This window comes from Streptomyces populi (assembly GCF_002911015.1).
GTDB classification, from domain to species: Bacteria; Actinomycetota; Actinomycetes; order Streptomycetales; family Streptomycetaceae; genus Streptomyces; species Streptomyces populi.
Genome location: NZ_KZ626897.1, coordinates 1 through 17,719 on the forward strand (window position 1 = coordinate 1; position 17,719 = coordinate 17,719).

The 17,719-nt window shown below is 74.1% G+C and carries 13 protein-coding genes and 1 pseudogene; 8 read left to right on the forward strand and 6 right to left on the reverse strand.

The genetic code is table 11. The annotated features are described in order from the left end of the window. Nucleotides 1-759, reverse strand: a 759-nt coding sequence (locus CW362_RS26090) for a GntR family transcriptional regulator (RefSeq protein WP_103551981.1), incomplete at its 3' end; no start/stop codon positions are given. A gap of 352 nt (nt 760-1,111) precedes the next feature. Here CW362_RS26090 and CW362_RS26095 point away from each other — a divergent pair. Together CW362_RS26095 and CW362_RS26100 are read left to right on the forward strand one after the other, a co-directional pair. Beyond that, entirely contained in the window at nt 1,112-1,765 is a 654-nt protein-coding gene (locus CW362_RS26095; protein ID WP_103551982.1) for an NADPH-dependent F420 reductase, read from the forward strand. A gap of 254 nt (nt 1,766-2,019) precedes the next feature. Further along, nucleotides 2,020-2,850 carry an alpha/beta fold hydrolase gene (locus CW362_RS26100; protein WP_103551983.1) on the forward strand — a complete coding sequence of 277 codons (831 nt, stop codon included), beginning with the start codon at nt 2,020-2,022 and terminating at the stop codon, nt 2,848-2,850. Here the strand turns inward: CW362_RS26100 and CW362_RS45695 are convergent. Beyond that, a pseudogene (locus tag CW362_RS45695) lies at nt 2,761-3,855 on the reverse strand (DMT family transporter); the annotation flags it as partial. The gene CW362_RS26100 and the pseudogene CW362_RS45695 sit on opposite strands and share 90 nt — an antisense overlap. A gap of 47 nt (nt 3,856-3,902) precedes the next feature. On the opposite strand from CW362_RS45695, the gene pdxR reads away from it, so the two are divergent. The 3 genes from pdxR to CW362_RS26120 all read left to right on the forward strand — a co-directional run bounded on the left by pdxR (nt 3,903) and on the right by CW362_RS26120 (nt 9,137). After that, nucleotides 3,903-5,387 carry a MocR-like pyridoxine biosynthesis transcription factor PdxR gene (gene pdxR / locus CW362_RS26110; RefSeq protein ID WP_103551984.1) on the forward strand — a complete coding sequence of 495 codons (1,485 nt, stop codon included), beginning with the start codon at nt 3,903-3,905 and terminating at the stop codon, nt 5,385-5,387. 253 nt (nt 5,388-5,640) lie between these two features. After that, nucleotides 5,641-7,236: an alkaline phosphatase D family protein gene (locus CW362_RS26115; RefSeq protein WP_103551985.1), complete on the forward strand. Its 1,596-nt coding sequence runs from the start codon at nt 5,641-5,643 to the stop codon at nt 7,234-7,236. Between the two features lie 434 nt (nt 7,237-7,670). After that, entirely contained in the window at nt 7,671-9,137 is a 1,467-nt protein-coding gene (locus CW362_RS26120) for a GNAT family N-acetyltransferase (RefSeq protein WP_240658052.1), read from the forward strand. Nucleotides 9,138-9,253: 116 nt separating this feature from the next. Here the strand turns inward: CW362_RS26120 and CW362_RS26125 are convergent, their stop codons facing one another. Then, nucleotides 9,254-10,465: a trans-sulfuration enzyme family protein gene (locus CW362_RS26125; RefSeq protein ID WP_376453343.1), complete on the reverse strand. Its 1,212-nt coding sequence runs from the start codon at nt 10,463-10,465 to the stop codon at nt 9,254-9,256. 60 nt (nt 10,466-10,525) lie between these two features. On the opposite strand from CW362_RS26125, the gene CW362_RS26130 reads away from it, so the two are divergent. Together CW362_RS26130 and CW362_RS26135 are read left to right on the forward strand one after the other, a co-directional pair. Continuing rightward, nucleotides 10,526-11,032, forward strand: a complete 507-nt coding sequence (locus CW362_RS26130; protein ID WP_103551987.1) for an Lrp/AsnC family transcriptional regulator — start codon at nt 10,526-10,528, stop codon at nt 11,030-11,032. Nucleotides 11,033-11,094: 62 nt separating this feature from the next. Then, entirely contained in the window at nt 11,095-12,786 is a 1,692-nt protein-coding gene (locus CW362_RS26135; protein ID WP_103551988.1) for a DUF885 domain-containing protein, read from the forward strand. A 72-nt stretch (nt 12,787-12,858) separates the two neighbouring features. Here the strand turns inward: CW362_RS26135 and CW362_RS26140 are convergent, their stop codons facing one another. Beyond that, nucleotides 12,859-13,374 carry an immunity 21 family protein gene (locus CW362_RS26140; protein WP_103551989.1) on the reverse strand — a complete coding sequence of 172 codons (516 nt, stop codon included), beginning with the start codon at nt 13,372-13,374 and terminating at the stop codon, nt 12,859-12,861. 121 nt (nt 13,375-13,495) lie between these two features. Further along, nucleotides 13,496-14,014 (reverse strand): rhodanese-like domain-containing protein, encoded by a 519-nt coding sequence (locus tag CW362_RS26145; RefSeq protein WP_103551990.1) that lies wholly within the window; start codon nt 14,012-14,014, stop codon nt 13,496-13,498. Between the two features lie 185 nt (nt 14,015-14,199). On the opposite strand from CW362_RS26145, the gene CW362_RS26150 reads away from it, so the two are divergent. Beyond that, a complete protein-coding gene (locus CW362_RS26150) occupies nt 14,200-14,646 on the forward strand; it encodes an Lrp/AsnC family transcriptional regulator (protein ID WP_103551991.1) in 447 nt (148 codons plus the stop codon). Nucleotides 14,647-14,665: 19 nt separating this feature from the next. Here the strand turns inward: CW362_RS26150 and CW362_RS26155 are convergent, their stop codons facing one another. After that, entirely contained in the window at nt 14,666-17,668 is a 3,003-nt protein-coding gene (locus CW362_RS26155; RefSeq protein ID WP_103551992.1) for an AAA family ATPase, read from the reverse strand. Between the last annotated feature and the right edge of the window lie 51 nt (nt 17,669-17,719).

Consider the following 17,719-nt stretch of genomic DNA (forward strand, 5'->3'; position numbering starts at 1 on the left):
GGAGGCGCGACGCTCCGGGTCGTGGTGGATCTCCACGCCGCCGGAGTCGCCGAACGTGAGCCGGCAGGTGTCCGCGCGGTACGTGGCCACGGACACCGCCGTGGTGCGCCCCTCGGTGACGAAACGGGTCGTGACGACGAGAACCGGCGCCCCGGGAAGGCGGTCGAGCTCCTTGGCGTCGTCCGCGCGGGCCGAGCCCAGCTCTACGGCACGGTCCTGGCCCTCCAGTTCCAGACGCTGGAGCTCCCGCAGCACGGCACGCGCGCGTGCGGCGCCCGAGGGCGCGTCGATCGCCGACAGGTCCGGCACCGACGACGCCGGGATGTACAGGAGTTCGGCGGCGACGGGCTGTCCGTGCGTCACCAGGGACCGGCGTACGGTGTGCACCGACTCGCCGTCGGCGGTCTCCAGCATGCCCGCGACCGCCGCGGGCGGCACGGCCACGGTGCAGTCCGCCGCGTGCCAGGCGTCACCGGCCGCCCCCGGCCACACGTGCTGTTCGGTTCCGACGGCGACACCCACGCGCGGCGGCGCGACGGTGGTGCCCACACCGCGACGGCGCTGTAGACGGCCTTCCAGCTCGAGCTGTTCGAGCGCCTGGCGCAGGGTCGCCCGGGCGACACCGAAGCGGGCCGCCAGGTCACGTTCGTTGGGCAGGATCTCGCCCACGGCGAACTCGGAGTCCAGCGCTTCGCTGAGCACGGTCCTGAGGTGCCAGTACTTCGGTTCCGGCACCGATTCCAACTGCGTGGTCCCCACCCTGTCCTCCGCAATCGCCGTGGCCCGGGGGCGTTTTAACGCCCTTGTTTATTAAAGGTTCCTGCACTATCCCTGCGACCATAGGGCCGCCCCCACCCTTGGTCAATACCAATCCTCGATCCCTCACCGATCGCGCAGGGGCCCGGCCGTGGAGCGTTCACGGGGTGTTCTCGCCGGGCGACGTCCGTGACACGACGCCGAAAGCCCCCGTACAAGAACGGGGCTTCCGCGGTCCCGCGGCGGACCCTCCGGCCCGACACATTTCCCGGTGTCCCGGCGAAACGGCCGCCCCGGCAGCACAATGACCGCGGGCCGCCGGTGACCGGTGGTCCCGACAACGGGAGGAACGACGATGCGATACGGGGTACTGGGCACGGGCGACGTGGGGCGCGCCCTCGCCGGCAAGCTGGTCGAACTGGGCCACGAGGTCACTTTGGGGTCGCGCACCAAGGACAACGCGGCGGCCGTCGAGTGGGCCGACGCCGCGGGTCCCACGGCGCATCACGGCACCTTCGCGGACGCGGCGGCGTTCGGCGAGGTGGTCGTGAACGCGGTGGGCGGGCGGGTCGCGCTCACCGTGCTGCGATCGGCCGGGGAGGACCACCTGGACGGCAAGGTGCTGCTGGACGTCTCCAATCCTCTGGCGATCGAGGAGGGCGAGCTGCGGCTGTCTCCCGTCGAGTCGGACAGCGTGGGCGAGCAGATCCAGCGGGAGTTCCCGGGGGCCCGCGTGGTGAAGAGCCTCAACACCGTCAACTGCCAGGTGATGGTGGACCCTTCCAGGGTGCCGGGCGAGCACCAGATCTTCGTCTCCGGTGACGACGAGGGCGCCAAGGAGCAGGTGACGGCGCTGCTGGGCGAGTTCGGCTGGCCCGAGCGGCGCGTGTTCGACCTCGGGGGCATCCGGACCGCACGGGCCACGGAGATGTACCTCCCGCTGTGGGTGAACCTCATGCAGGGCATGGGGCACGCGGACTTCAACGTGGAGGTCCGCAGGGCGCGCTAGGGCCGCCGGTAGCGGGGCACGAGCGGCCCGGGCCGTACTGATGCGGCCCGGGCCGCACCGCGCCGGCCGCACCGCGCGGCCCGTACCGCACGGCCCGTACGGAGTGGTCCGTACCGAGGAACGCCCGAACGGCGGTCCCGCTCCGCGGTGACTGATGTACGGTTCGTGACGGTCCGGGGCTACCCGTCGGTAGCACTTGCTGACAAGCTGTCTACAAGATGGTCCGTCACGGCGTCCAGACGAGGAGCAGTCCCATGTCCGACACGGTCACCGTCAGCCTCCCCACACCGCGCGGCCCGAAGGCGGTCACCGTGTCCTACGCGCGCGTGGGCACCGGCGAACCGCTGCTCCTGCTGCACGGGATCGGGCACCACCGGCAGGCCTGGGACCCGGTCATCCCCATCCTCGCGGCCGAACGCGACGTCATAGCCGTCGACCTGCCCGGCTTCGGCGCGTCCCCGGCGCTGCCCGAAGGGCTCACCCACGACCTGCCGACGGTGGTGCCCCTGCTCGGCGCGCTGTGCGAGGCACTGGAGATCGAGCGGCCGCACGTCGCCGGCAACTCGCTCGGCGGACTGCTGGCCCTGGAGCTGGGGCGCGAGAAGCTCGTGCGGTCCGTCACCGCGCTCTCGCCCGCCGGTTTCTGGTCCCCGGTGGAGCGGCGCTACGCCTTCGGCCTGCTGATCGCCATGCGGCAGACGGCCCGGCGCATACCCCTCCCGGTCGTCGAACGGCTCTCCCGCTCGGCGGCCGGGCGGACGGTGCTGACCAGCACCATCTACGCCCGGCCCGGCCGGCGTTCACCCGACGCGGTCGTCGCCGAGACCCTCGCGCTGGCCCGTGCCGAGGGATTCGCCGAGACCCTCCGGGCGGGCACGAACGTCCAGTTCACGGACGACATCCCGACGCTTCCCGTCACCGTGGCCTGGGGCACCCGCGACCGGTTGCTGATACGCCGCCAGGGCGTCCGGGCCAAGCAGATCATTCCGCGGGCGCGGCTGGTGCGGCTGCCCGGCTGCGGCCACGTCCCGATGAACGACGACCCGGCGCTCGTCGCCCGCGTCATCCTCGACGGCAGCCGCTGATCCGTCCTCGGCGGCGTCCGCCCGGCCGTCCCGGGCTGCGACGGCGGGGCGGCCGTGGGCGGCGGCGGGCGAGCCGTCCCGAGGGGCGGTGGCCGTGCGGGCCCCCGCGGCGGCCCGTGAGCCGCGTCCGGCGACGAGGCCCAACGCGCCTGATCCGAGGGCGACTCCGGTGCCCACGAGGGCGCTTCCGGCGGCCTGCGCGACCCCGTAGGCACCCGCGCCCACGAGCGGCGCGGTGCAGGCCGCGGAGACCGGGATGAGGCCGGAGAAGAGCGTGGCGCGCTCCGCGCCGATGCGCTGCACGCCCATGTACCAGCAGACGAAGCCGACGACCGTGACGACCGCCGCCTGCCACAGCAGCGCGGTCGCCTCGGCGGCGTCCGGCAACCGCAGCCACGCTCCGCGGCCGGTGACCGTCCCGGCCAGGGCCGACTCGGCCGCGGCCACACCGCACACGGTGGCCGACAGCAGCCGTGGCCCGAGCGGGCGCAGCACCGGCACCGCCAGTACCGCGAAGCCGACTTCCCCGGTCAGCGCGCCCAGGGAGTACGCGATCCCGGCCGCGTCCGTGCGGCCCCATCCCTGGACGGCGAAGGCGCCCAGCGCGACGAGCGACGCCCCGTACAGCACCCGGCGTCGTGGCCGCCGGCCCTCCCGGAGCGGTACGAGCACCGCCACGACGACCGGGGCGCAGCCCACGAAGACACCGGGGACCGCGGGTTCGGCCGTGCGCTCGGCGGCGAGCACCGCGAGGTTGAAACCGACCATGCCGACGGCCGCGATCAGCCCGAGGCGCCCCCACTGGCGGGGCGCGAGCCGCCGCAGCGGGGCGGCACCGCCCCGCCCGACGAGGGGCAGCAGCAGGACGCAGGCGAGGCCGTAGCGCAGGAACTGGCCGCCCGCGTACGGGTAGTGGCCCAGGACGCTGTTGGCGGTGAAGGAACCTCCGACGAGGACACAGGCGAGGGCGGCGAGCAGTGCGCCCCGGGTGGTGGTGGCGTTCATGTCCTCGACGCTATGAACGGAGGTGGTCCGGTTTAAGGTCCACTTCCATGACGTCATCGGGGACCAATCGCGGCGGACCGCCGCATCCCGCTCCGGACAGGCCGGGGCCCTCCGGGTCGGCCGCGTGGGAACTGCTCCTGCCGGCCGCGGCGGCTCCGCCACGCGCGCGTGGACGCACGCTGCAGGCCGCGCTGCGCGAGGCGGTCCGCTCCGGGCGGCTCGCTCCCGGCACCCGGCTGCCGTCCAGCCGTGAGCTGGCCGGCGATCTCGGCGTGTCGCGGGGGCTGGTCACCGAGGCGTACGAGCAGTTGACGGCGGAGGGGTACCTGCGCAGCGGCCGTGGTGCCGGCACCTGGGTCGGCGGCGCGGTCCGCGCGGTCGGTCCGCGCGCGCGGGACCGCGCCCCGCGGGCGGCCGGGGTGCGGGCCGACTTCGTCGCGGGAACCCCCGACCTGTCCCTCTTCCCGCGCTCCGCCTGGGCCGCCGCGCACCGCGGAGTGCTGGCCGAACTGCCCCACCGGGCACTGGGCTACCCGGATCCGCGCGGTCTGCCGGAGCTGCGGACCGCCCTCGCCGAACTGCTCGTGCGCCGCCGGGGCGTGGCCGCGGACCCGGAACGCGTCGTCGTGGTCTCCGGCGTCGCCCAGGCGATGACACTGCTCGGATCCGTGCTCCACGCGCGCGGGACGTCCCGTGTGGGCGTCGAGGATCCGGGCAGTCCGGAACACGGCTCGCTGTTCGCCTCGGCCGGCGTCGGCACCGTACCGCTGCCGCTCGACGACGAGGGACTGGCCGTCGCCGCGCTCGAGGCCTCCGGCGTACGAGCCGTGGTGACGACGCCCGCCCACCAGTTCCCGACGGGGATCGCGTACTCGGCGCGGCGCCGCGGTGAACTCCTCGACTGGGCCCGGTCCGTGGACGGGCTGGTGATCGAGGACGACTACGACGGCGACTTCCGCTACGACCGCGCCCCGGTGGGCGCCCTCCAGGGCCTCGACCCCGAGCGTGTCGCGTACACGGGCTCGGTCAGCAAGTCGCTCGCCCCGGGGCTCCGGCTCGGCTGGCTCCTCGTCCCCGCCTCCCACCTGGAGGAGGTCGTCGAGCGCAAACGCACCATGGACCTCGGCAACCCGGTCCTCGACCAGGCGCTCCTGGCCCGTTTCGTCGAGCGCGGCGACTACGACCGCCAGTTGCGCCGCTGCCAGCGCGCCTACCGGGAGCGGCGCGACGTCCTGGTCGCGGCCCTGGAGGAGCACTTTCCGGGCACGGAGGTGTCGGGCGTCGCGGCCGGTCTGCACGCGGTCGCCGCCCTGCCCGGCCGGTACGGACCACAGGACCGCTTCCTCGCACGGGCCGCGGCGGCCGGGGTCGTGGTCCGGCCCTCGGCGCACTACGGGGCGACGGCCGCGGACGGTGTACGGCTCGTGCTGGGGTACGCCCATCTGCCGCCCGCGCGGATACGGGACGGCGTGCGGCTGATGGCGGAGGCCGTGCGCAGCCAGGGGGTCCGTGACGGGTCCCCGGCGCTCTGAGGCACCCGCGCCCCGGCTCGGGACGGGGGCCTCCGGGACCGGGCCGGACCGCCCCGCCGGGTTCACCGAGCCGGGCGGCCCGGCCCGGTCCCGGGTCTGTCCCGCGCGCCGGAAACCGGTCCGGCCCCGCGGCGGCCGTGTCGGTCCCGTGCTTCCCGGGACCGGTTGTTCACCCGTGGTTTCCGTGCGCGCTGCGGCGCACCAGTAGTTGTGGCTGTGCACACTGGCCGAATCCGTCCCCGGAGGCGTATCCATGGCGCACCGTCCGCTCAGCTCGTTCCCCGGCCGCCGCAGCGTGCTGCGCGGCTCCCTGGCCGCGTCGGCGGCACTGGCCCTGCCCACCGCCCTCGGCACGGCACCGGCGTTCGCCCTGTCCGGCCGGCCGAAGGCGGGCTGGGGCGTCCAGGCCGGTGACGTGACCGCCGACTCCGGCCTGGTGTGGGTCCGTTCCGACCGCCCCGCCCGGATGGTCGTCGAGACCTCGGCGACCGCCTCGTTCCGCGACCCGCGCAGATGGCACGGTCCGCTGCTGGGCGCGGACACGGACTTCACGGGGACGACCCGGCTGCACGGGCTGCCGTCCGGCGAGCAGATCCACTACCGCGTCCTGCTCGCCGACCCCGACGATCCCCGGCGCACCGGCGAGCCGGTGAGCGGGACGTTCCGTACGGCTCCGCGCGGGCGGCGGGGCGGCGTGCGCTTCCTGTGGTCGGGCGACCTGGCGGGACAGGGCTGGGGCATCAACCCGGACATCGGCGGCTACCGCATCTTCGACGCGATGGCCCGGCTCGACCCGGACTTCTTCCTGTGCAGCGGTGACAACGTCTACGCGGACGGCCCGATCGCGGCGACGGCGGCGCTCCCCGACGGCACCACCTGGCGGAACGTCACGACCGAGGAGAAGTCCAAGGTCGCCGAGTCGCTGGCGGAGTTCCGCGGCAATTTCCGCTACAACCTGCTCGACGAGAACCTCAGGCGGTTCAACGCCCAGGTGCCCTCCGTCATCCAGTGGGACGACCACGAGGTGCGCAACAACTGGTACCCCGGTGAGGTGATCGCCACCACGGACACGCGCTACGCGGAGAAGAGCGTCGACGTCCTGGCGGCGCGGGCCCGGCGCGCGTTCGGCGAGTACTTCCCGGTGTCGACCCTGCGGCCGGGCGACAAGGACGGTCGCGTGTACCGGGTGATGCGCCACGGTCCGCTCCTGGACGTCTTCGTCCTCGACATGCGCACCTACCGCAACGCCAACTCCCCGGACGACCAGGCGACGGATCTTCAGGGCATCCTCGGCTCCAGGCAGTTGGAGTGGCTGAAGCGCGAGCTGTCGCGCTCGCGGGCCGTGTGGAAGGTGATCGCCGCGGACATGCCGCTCGGGCTCGTCGTGCCGGACACGACCGAGGGAAAGCCGAACTTCGAGGCCGTGGCGCAGGGCGACCCCGGCCTGCCGCTCGGACGCGAACTCCAGGTGGCCGAACTGCTGCGGTTCATCAAGCACCGGCGGATCACGGGCACCGTGTGGCTCACCGCCGACGTGCACCACACCTCGGCACAGCACTACCAGCCGTCGCGGGCCGCGTTCACCGACTTCGAGCCGTTCTGGGAGTTCGTCTCCGGTCCGCTCAACGCCGGGGCGTTCCCGGCGAGCGCGCTGGACGGCACCTTCGGTCCGGAGCGGGTGTTCGTGAAGGCACCCACCGCCTCGAACGTCTCGCCCGCCGGCGGTTACCAGTTCTTCGGCGAGGTCGACATCGACGGCGACAGCGGCGAGCTGACGGTACGGCTGCGCGAACAGGACGGGTCCGTGCTGTTCACGCAGGTGCTCCAGCCGGGGCGCGTGGGGCAGTGAGGCCGCGGGGCCGACCTCGCCGTCGACGGGGCGGGCGGCGGCGCGGTACGGGGGCTGGGTGAGCTGCCGGCCGTCGCCGCCGACTGCGCCGAGCGGTCCGGGGCGCGCGGTGATCTCGCACATCTCGCCGTCGTCGCCGAGCGGCACGGCTCGTCCAAGGTGGTGACCCAGGCCCGGCGGCTGCGGACCGCGCTGACGCGGGAGGCCACCGGCTGACGCTGGAGGACACCGCCCGGCGCGGGCCGCCGCACTCGTGGCGCAGGGCGGCCGAGGAGCCGGCCGTCCTGACCAGGTGGGCAGCCGGCTCCCGCATTCGAGGCAAAAGACCCGTAAAAAGAACTGCAAAAAGGACAGAACGACGCTTAACCGATCAGTCACAAGCCGTTCGTGATCACGCAACACCATTCCTTCACAGTGACTGTATGACTCCAGACATGTCTGATGTGACGCGTGCGAAGCACGGACGGCCCGTTCACCACTGGCGACGGGACCTCGTCGAACTCGCCGCGCTGTTCACGGCCGTGGCGGTCGCGGACGGGGTGGCCAACCTGATCGGGCACGGGCCGGACGGCCCCGCGCTGCTGGTGATCTCGGCGGTGCTCCTGATCGCCACGGCCGGCTTCCACACATGGTGGGCACGGCGCCACGGTCACGCGCCGCCGACGAGCGATACCGGCGCCCGGCCGCCCTCGGACGGGCGAACGGGCGGACACTCCGGGCAGGAGACCGCGGCCTCCGCGCCCCTGACCGACGCCGGGGCGACCGTGCTGCTGCGGATGCGCACGACGGTCGAGGACGCGCCGGGCTCGCTCGCCGCGCTGTGCACCGCGCTCGCAGAGCACCAGGTCGACATCCTCAGCCTCCAGACGCATCCGCTGGCGGACGGAACGGTCGACGAGTTCCTGCTGCGCGCGCCCGCGGAGCTGGCCACGTCCGAGATCACCCGCGGTGTGGCGCGGGCCGGCGGCAGCGCGACCTGGATCGAGCGGGCCGACGCCCACGACCTGGTGGACGCGCCGACCCGGGTGCTCGGCCTGGCCACCCGCACGGCCCTCGACGCTTCCGAACTGCCGCTCGCCCTCAGGCAGTTGCTCGGCCGGTGCACGATCCGTTCGCTGCCCGCCGCCTCTCCCGTCTCCGGCCTGGCGGCGGAGGGGGCTCCCGTGGAGGGGGCGCTCGAGGACACGGTGATGCGGCTGCGCGTGCCGGAGGGCGGGACGATCACGGTGGAGCGGCCGTACCTGCCGTTCACGCCGACCGAGTTCGCCCGGGCGCGGGCCCTGGTCGAACTGGACGCGCGACTCGGCCCGCGCGTCCCGCGCGGACAGGACGTGCTGACCCTGCCCGAGGGCAACCCGATCACGGTGCAGCGCGCCGACGTCTCCGACGTCGAGGCCGCCAAGGCGATGCACGAGCGCTGCTCGCCGCGCACCCTGAGCATGCGGTACCACGGCCCCGTCGGGGACGCGGACCGGTACCTCAACCACCTGCTCAGCCCCCGTTTCGGGCGCACCCTCGCCGTCCGGACGGCGTCCGGCAGGATCGTCGGGCTCGGTCATCTCCTGTGGGACGGGGACGAGACGGAGGTCGCGCTCCTCGTCGAGGACGACTGGCAGCGGCGCGGAATCGGCGTCGAACTGCTCGGCCGTCTGGTGGCGATGGCGGCCGAGGCCGGCTGCGAGAGCGTGTACGCCGTCACGCAGGCGTCGAACACCGGCATGGTCGCCGCCATGCGTGGCCTCGGTCTCCCCCTCGACTACCAGATCGAGGAGGGCACCCTGGTCATCACCGCCCGCCTGGACCCGGCGCCGGCCGCCCCGCCGCTGCCCTACGCCCACGGTCACGCCCAGCACGGGACGGGCGCCAGGACGACGCCCGGGGACGGGTCGCACCGGGACTAGTGCCGAGAACCGGGCACCGCGGGCACGACGGCCACCGTACGCGCCGCGGACACGGCAGACGTGAAGGACGGGCCCCGGCACCGGGTGGTGCCGGGGCCCGTCCTCCCCCCGTCCTGTCACCGCCCGCCGGGGCCCCCGAGGGCCGCGTCCAGGTCGGTCCACAGGTCATCCACGTCCTCCAGGCCGACCGACAGGCGCAGCAGCTTGTCGCTGACGCCCGCGTCGTGGCGGTCCGCCGTGGGGACGATGCGGTGGCTTATGGAGGCCGGGTGCTGGATGAGGCTGTCGACGCTGCCGAGGCTCACGGCGGGGGTGACCAGCCGGACTCCGGCGATCACCTCGTGCGGGTCGCCGTGCACCTCGAACGCGATCATGGCCCCGCCGATGCGCGGGTAGTGGACCCGGGAAACGCGCGGGTCGGCGGCGAGCCGGCGGGCGAGTTCCGCGGCGTTCGCGGAGGCGGCCCGGACCCGGACGGGCAGAGTGGACAGGCCGCGCAGCAGCAGATAGCCGGCCAGCGGGTGCAGGACGCCTCCCGTCGCGAACCGCACCTGGCGCAGCTTGCGGGCGAACTCCTCGTCACAGGCGACCACTCCCGCCATGACGTCCCCGTGCCCGCCCAGGTACTTGGTTGCGCTGTGCAGGACGAGCCGCGCGCCGCTCTCGGCGGGGCGCTGGAGCACCGGGGTGGCGAAGGTGTTGTCGGCGAGGAGCGGGACGGACCCGCAGGCGTGCGCCACGGCCCGGAGGTCCAGTTCGGCGAGCGTCGGGTTGGCCGGGGACTCCACCATCACGAGCCCGGTGTCGGGCCGCAGGGCGTCGGCGATGCCGGCCGGGTCGACCCAGGTGACCTCGGAGCCGAGCAGCCCGGCGGTCAGCAGGTGGTCGCTGCAGCCGTACAGCGGACGTACGGCGACGACGTGGCGCAGGCCCATCGCGTTGCGGACGAGGAGGACGGCGCTCAGCGCGGCCATGCCGCTCGCGAAGGCGACCGCGCTCTCGGTGCCCTCGAGGCGCGCGAGGGCGGTCTCGAAGCGGGCGACGGTCGGATTGCCCAGGCGGGCGTAGACCGGCGGGCCCTCGGGTTCGGCGCCGTCGGCCGCGAAGGCGTCGATCCGGGCCGCCTCACCGCGGCTGTCGTACGAGGGGTAGGTGGTGGACAGGTCGATCGGGGCCGCGTGCAGCCCCAGAGCGGCCAGGTCCTCCCGGCCGGCGTGCACGGCCTCCGTGGCCAGTGCCCTGGCCGGGGTCGCGATGCCCCGGCCGTCGCCGCTCAGATCGTCCTGCGCGCCGAGCGCGCCCTGCCTGTCGTGCACAAGGGAGTCCATGCGGCGAAGCCTGAACACCGGGCGGGGCTTCGGCGCCACATCCCGTGTTACGTTCGCGCCATGGCCGATTCTGTCGTACTCGATCCGGTGGATCTTCATCTGCTGCGACTGTTGCAGAACGACGCACGGACGACCTACCGCGATCTCGCGGCGCAGGTCGGCGTCGCTCCGTCGACCTGCCTCGACCGGGTGACCAGGCTGCGGCGGGCGGGGGTGATTCTCGGCCATCAGCTGCGGCTGGACCCGGCGAAGCTCGGGCGGGGTCTGGAGGCGCTGCTGTCCGTGCAGGTCCGCCCGCACCGCCGGGAGCTGGTGGGGCCCTTCGTCGACCGGATCCGGCTGCTGCCGGAGTCGCGGACCGTCTTCCATCTGACCGGCCCCGACGACTACCTCGTCCATGTCGCGGTCGCGGACATGGCGGATCTGCAGCGGCTGGTGCTCGACGAGTTCACCTCGCAGCGTGAGGTGGCGCGGGTCGAGACGCGGTTGATATTCCAGCAGTGGGACTGCGGCCCCCTGCTGCCACCCGCCGCGCCGGGACCGTCGTCTCCGGCCAAATCCGGCTGATGCGGTGAAAAGCCCGGTTGGGCGTGCTGACGCGGCGCCCGTGCGCGTATGAGTATGTGCGCATGTCAGAGACGAAGAACCAGCTGCCCCGTGAGCTCGCCGACGCGTACGTCGACGAGCTCATCGCCCTCGACCCGGTTCTCGGCACCTACCTCGGGGTGAAGGAGAGCCACGGCAGGCTTCCCGACACCTCGCCCGCCGGCCAGGAGGCCGTCGCCGAGCTGGCGCGGGTGACCCTCGCGCGGCTGGAGGAGGCCGAACGGCTTCCCGGCGCGGAACGCGACATCGAGCGCCGTTGCGCCCGGCTGCTGCGTGAGCGGCTCACCGCCGCGCTCGCGGTCCACGAGGCCGGCGAGGGCCTGCGGACGGTGGGCAACCTGCACACACCGGTGCACTCGGTCCGGGAGATCTTCACCCTGACGCCGACGGAGACCGACGAGGACTGGGCCACGGTCGCGGAGCGGCTGCGCGCGGTGCCGGCCGCGCTCGCGGGCTACCGGGAGTCCCTCACGCTCGGACTCGACCGCAAGCTGTACGCCGGGCCGCGCCCGACCGCGACCTTCGTCGAACAGCTCACGGAGTGGTCGGACACCGACGGACAGGGCCGCGGCTGGTTCGAGGACTTCGTCTCGGCGGGCCCCGACACCGTGCGCGAGGAGCTGGACACGGCGGCGCGTACCGCGACGGAGGCCGTGGCCGCCCTGCGGGACTGGATGCGCGACGTGTACGCGCCCACGATCGAGGGTGCGCCGGACACCGTGGGCCAGGAGCGGTACGCGCGGCTGGCGCGCTACTTCAACGGTACGGATCTCGACCTCGACGAGGCGTACGCCTACGGCTGGGCCGAGTACCACCGCCTCCTGGCCGAGATGAGGACCGAGGCCGAGAAGATCCTGCCCGGCGCGGCGACCCCCTGGGTGGCCCTCGCGCACCTCGACGAGCACGGCCGCCACATCGAGGGGGTCGACGAGGTCCGGCAGTGGCTCCAGGGACTGATGGACGAGGCGATCGCGGCCCTGGACGGCACGCACTTCGAACTCGCCGAACCGGTACGGAGGGTGGAGTCCCGCATCGCCCCGCCCGGCGGCGCGGCGGCCCCCTACTACACCGCCCCGTCGCAGGACTTCTCGCGGCCGGGCCGGACCTGGCTGCCCACGATGGGGCAGACCCGCTTCCCCGTCTACGACCTCGTCTCCACCTGGTACCACGAGGGGGTGCCCGGCCATCACCTCCAGCTCGCGCAGTGGGCGTACGTCGTGGACGACCTGTCCCGCTACCAGGCCACCGTCGGCCAGGTCAGCGCCAACTGCGAGGGCTGGGCGCTGTACGCGGAGCGGCTGATGGACGAACTCGGCTTCCTCACCGACGCGGAGCAGCGGCTCGGCTATCTCGACGCGCAGATGATGCGGGCCGCCCGGGTCATCGTCGACATCGGCATGCACCTGGAGCTGGAGATCCCGGCCGACTCGCCCTTCCACCCGGGCGAGCGGTGGACCCCGGAGCTGGCGCAGGAGTTCTTCGGCGCGCACAGCAGCCGGCCGGCCGACTTCGTGGAGAGCGAGCTGACCCGCTATCTCACGATGCCCGGCCAGGCCATCGGCTACAAGCTCGGCGAGCGCGCCTGGCTGCTGGGCCGTGAGAACGCGAAGCGGCGCCACGGTGACGCCTTCGACGCCAAGGCCTGGCACATGGCCGCCCTGTCCCAGGGTTCCCTGGGTCTGGACGACCTGGTGGACGAGCTCTCCCGGCTCTGACGGCCCCGCGCGGCGGCCGCTCCGGCCGCCGCGCGATGTCACCCGGAGCACCCCGGCGTCAGGTATCAGGCGTCAGGGCGTCAGCCGACGCAGCTGTACGAGTCCCACCCAGGTCTCGGGTCCCGGTTCGACGCGGGCCGCGCGGACCCCGTACCGGCCCGGTTCGAGCACCACCCTCAGGTGATCGGTGCTCTCGGAGGCGGTTCCCGGCCAGGCGGCGTCGAAGAGGACGACGGGGCCGGGAACCGTCCATTCCGTCTCCGGCTCCCAGGCGGCCTGCGCCAGCGCCGCCGGGACGACGGCGAGCAGTTCGTCCTCGGAGTCGGCGGCGCACCAGCGCACGAAGACGCCGTGCTCGGGGAGGTAGGTGGTCGAGGCGGGGTCGTCGCCGAGGACCAGGGCCCTGGTGTCGCCCACGGGCAGGAGGCCGATGAACCCTTCGACGTCACAGGCCCGGTCGTAGTCGCAGGACATGTCGTCGCCGTCGGCCCCCGCCCAGAACGGGAGCACCGTCTCCGGAATCGCTATGAGCGGCCCGCCGCCCGACTCCACCCACTGGACCGCACCGGGGTCCGCGTATCTTGGCATGCGCAGAAGTTACACGGCACGCGTCCGCCCCCGTACGGCAGCCCGCTCCCGGGAAACCGGATCCGGACACCGGCCCGGACGCGGGGGCCGAGACCGTCGGCACGGCCCCCTTTCCCCGAGGTCAGCAGCCGCAGTCCGCCGCGTCCACGGGCGCCGTCAGCGGGTCCGCGGCGCGGCGCTCGAGCCCCTGCCAGGTCTCGAACTCGAAGCCCTCGCGCGCCCAGTACTCGAAGCCGCCGAGCATCTCCTTGACCTGGAAGCCGAGTTCGGCGAGGGCGAGGGCGGCGCGGGTCGCGCCGTTGCATCCGGGCCCCCAGCAATAGGTGACGACCGGCACCGACTTGTCCAGAAGCCGCTCGGCCTGCTCGGGGACGAGCGCGGTGGGCAGATGGACCGCTCCGGGGACGTGGCCCTGGTCCCACGAGGCGGTGGAGCGGGAGTCGACGACGACGAACCCGGGGTCGCCGCCGGCCGCGAGGGCCGCGGCCACGTCGGACACGTCCGCGTGGAAGGCGAGGCTCGCGCCGAAGTAGGCGGCGGCCGCGGCCGGGGACGCCGGCGGCACCCGCAGGACGGCGTTCGTCGTCGGCGTGGAACCGGTCGACGTGGCGTTCGTGGTGCCCTCGGCAGTCGTAGTCATGATCGGCCTTTCTCGGTCCCTGGCCCCGCCGGACGGATGCCGCCCTTGCCACCCCGGTGCTTCCTCCGCACCTCACCCCGCGGGACTTCCCGACCAGAAATCTATGTCTTCCGGTCTCCGCCCTGAAGTGACGATCCACGGCAGTACGGTTGATCGGCCGGGGATTCTCCTGGTATGCATCGAGGATGACCGCGTATTCCCCGGACGCCACCGACTGGCGCATCCTCGACGTCCTCCAGCGCGAGGGCAGGTCCAGCTTCGCCGAGCTGGCACGGGCCGTCTCCATGTCACCGAGCGCGGTCACCGAGCGGGTGCGCCGCCTGGAGGAGGCGGGCGTCATACGGGGGTACTCGGCCGTCGTCGACCCCGAGAGCCTCGGACTGCCGATCCTGGCGTTCGTCCGGCTCAGGTACCCGAACGGCAACTACAAGCCGTTCCACGACCTCGTGGAGGTCACACCCGAGATCCTGGAGGCACACCACGTCACGGGTGACGACTGCTTCGTCATCAAGGTGGCGGCACGGTCGATGGGCCACCTGGAGACGGTGTCGGGCAAGATCGGCGCGCTCGGGTCGGTGACGACGAGCGTCGTCTACTCCTCGCCCCTGCCACGCCGGCCGCTGGGTCGCTGAGACCGCCCCGGCGCCCCGCTCACTCCCGCGCGCCCCGCTGCCGTACGACCGACCCCGTTCTCCCCTTCACGACCTCCAACTGGGCGTGGACGCGGCGGCGCAGGTCCCCGACGTGGCTGACGATGCCGACGCTGCGGTCGCGTTCCCGCAGCGAGTCGAGGACGTCGAGCACCTCGTCGAGGGTCTGGTCGTCGAGGCTTCCGAAGCCCTCGTCGATGAAGAGCGTGTCGAGCCGTACCCCGCCGGCCTCGTCGGTGACCACGTCCGCGAGACCGAGGGCCAGGGCGAGGGAGGCGAAGAAGGTCTCGCCGCCGGAGAGCGTCGCCGTGTCGCGCTCCCGTCCGGTCCAGGCGTCCACGACGTGCAGTCCGAGCCCGCTGCGCCCGCGGCCCGCCCGGTCGTCGGAGTGCACCAGGGTGTAACGCCCCGAGGACATCCGCTGGAGGCGGACGGTCGCGGCGGCGGCGACCTGTTCCAGACGCGCGGCGAGGACGTACGCCTCCAGGCGCATCTTGCGTTCGTTGTCCGCCGACGTGCCCGCCGCCAGACCCGCGAGGCGGGCCACACGGTCGTACTCGTCGCGCAGCGGGGCGAGCCGGCGGCCTTCTCCGGCGGCGCGGGCGGAGAGCGCGTCCAGCTCCTCGCAGCGCCGGGCCGCCGCGTCCCGCGCCGACGCGGTGTCCCGCAGCCGCCGGGCGGCGGACTCGGCGGCCCGCTCGGCGGCCCGCAGGTCGACGGCCGGGCGCCGCGCCGCGGCCGCGGTGTCGGCCTCGGCGAGTACGGCACGCACCGAGGACTCCTCCGACTGCCACTCGTCGAGCTGCCGTTGGAGATCACGGTGGGCGGCGGCGTCGAGCAGCGCGGCGGCCGCGGCCCGCGGGGTCTCGAAGCCGGCGCGGAAGGCCGCGTCGGCGAGACGCGCGTCGGCGTCCTTGAGGCGTCGCGCGACGTCCTCCGCCGCCCGGACACCGTCCGCGGCCTCGGTGAGCAGCGCGACCTGCCGCTCCAGTTGCGTGGCCCGCTCGGTCACGCTCCCGGCGGCCCCCCGGGCCTGTTCCAGCTCGCCCTCCAGCGAAGCCTTCTCGCGATCGAGGGAATCCCGGTGCGAGGCGCGTGCGGCGACCCTCCGTGCGGCCTCCTGCCGGGCGGCCAGCCGCCGCTCGTGTTCCCGCTCGGCCTGCTCGCGGGCCTCGCGCGCGGCGTGCAGTCCGGAGGCGACCGTCCGGGCCTCGGCGTGCAGCCGGTCCAACTCCTGTGCCTGCTCGGCGAGTTGCGAGACAGGCGTGTCGCCCCCCTCGGCGCTCGCGGCGGCCAGTGCCTCGCGTACGACACCGAGCCGGCGCTCGGCCTCGGCCCGCTCCTCCTCGGCGCTCCGGTGGGCGGCGAGGGCCCGCTCCTCGGTCTCGCGGTCGACATGGCCGACGGCCTTCCGGGCGGGCGCCGGATGTTCGGTGGCACCGCACACGGCGCAGGACTCGCCGTCCACCAGACGGGCGGCGAGTTCGGCGGCGATGCCCCGCAGACGCTGTTCCTTCAGGTCGAGCCAGTGGGCGTGCGTCCGTGTCGCGTGCTCGCGCGCGGCCAGGCTCCGGGCGTGGGCGGTCTCGGTGTCCCGGGCCAGCTCGTCGCGCAGCCGGGCCGCGGCGAGTCGCTTGAACGCCGGTTCGCGCTGGACGGCGAGCTGTTCGGCGCGCGCCGCGGCCTCCTGCGCGGTGTCGATCCGCGCCTCGACACCGGCGCGGGTCTCCTCCCAGTCGGCGAGCCAGCTCTCGGCGTCCTGGAGGACGTCCTCGTCGGCGCGTTCCTGGCGGTCCAAGGAGGCCCGCTCCGCGCCGAGTTCCCCGAGGCGCCGCTCGGCGCGCCGTGCCGACCCCAGACCGCCCAGTTCCTCGGCGGCCTTCCGCGCGGCGGCCGCGAGACCGGCCGCCCCGGCACCGGCGAACGTCTCCGGCAGGGCGGCACGCGCGCGTGCCTCCTCGGCGACCGCGCGCCGGTGCTCCGCCTCGGCGGCATCGCGCAGATCGAGCGCGGGAGCCACCGCCTCGGCCTTGCGGGCCCGCTCCATGCGCGTCCGGGCGTCCCGGTGGGCGTCGGCGCGCCGCTCCAGACGTGCGGCGCGCTCCTGCGCCTCGGCGAACCGGCGCTGCAGCCGGTCCACCTCGCGTACGTCGTCGAGCGCGCGGCCGGCCGCGGCCTGCGCCGATTCCGCGGCCTGACGGGCGCAGTGGGCGACGGCCAGCGTCTCGCGGGCCGTGCTGCGGGCCACCGCGGCCCAGGCGAGCACCGACTCCGCGAGGCCCGGATCGCCGGGCGCGAGGTCGGGCAGCGGCTCCTCGGCGGTGGGCCCGGCCGCCTGGTGCATCCGGTGCGCGTGCGCCAGCAACGCGGTGTCACCGGCCCGCACTTCGGCCTCGGCGGCACGCCGGCGCTCGGCGAGGCGCTTCTCGACCTCGGCGAAGCGGCGGGTGTCGAAGAGCCGGCCCAGCAGTTTGCCGCGGGCCTCGGCGTCGGCCCGCAGGAAGCGCGCGAAGTCGCCCTGGGGCAGCAGCACGACCTGGCAGAACTGCTCGCGGCTCATGCCGAGGAGCTGGGTGATCTCCTCGCCGATCTCCTGGTGGGAGCGGCTGAGGTCCTTCCAGGAGCCGGCCGCGGAGTCGTACTCGCGCAGCCAGCTCTGGGCCTTCTCGGTGGTCGTGCCCGTGCCGCGCTTCTTGGGGCGCTCCCAGGGCGGCTGCCGGGTGACCTCCAGCCGGCGTCCGGCGACGCTGAGTTCGAGGCGGATCTCGGTGCGGGTCTCCGGCGCCGCGTGGTCGCTGCGCAGGCCCAGGCCCTGGCCGCTCTGCCGGGCACCGGGAACCGCCCCGTACAGCGCGTAGCAGACGGCGTCGAGGACGGAGGTCTTGCCCGCGCCCGTCGGGCCGTGCAGCAGGAAGAGCCCGGCGGCGGACAGCTCGTCGAAGTCGACCCGCTGGGCACCGCCGAACGGGCCGAAGGCGGTGATGTCCAGGCGGTGCAGCCTCATCGGTCTCCCCCGGTCTCGGGGCGGGCGGCCCCCTGGGTGTGCGGCGGGCGT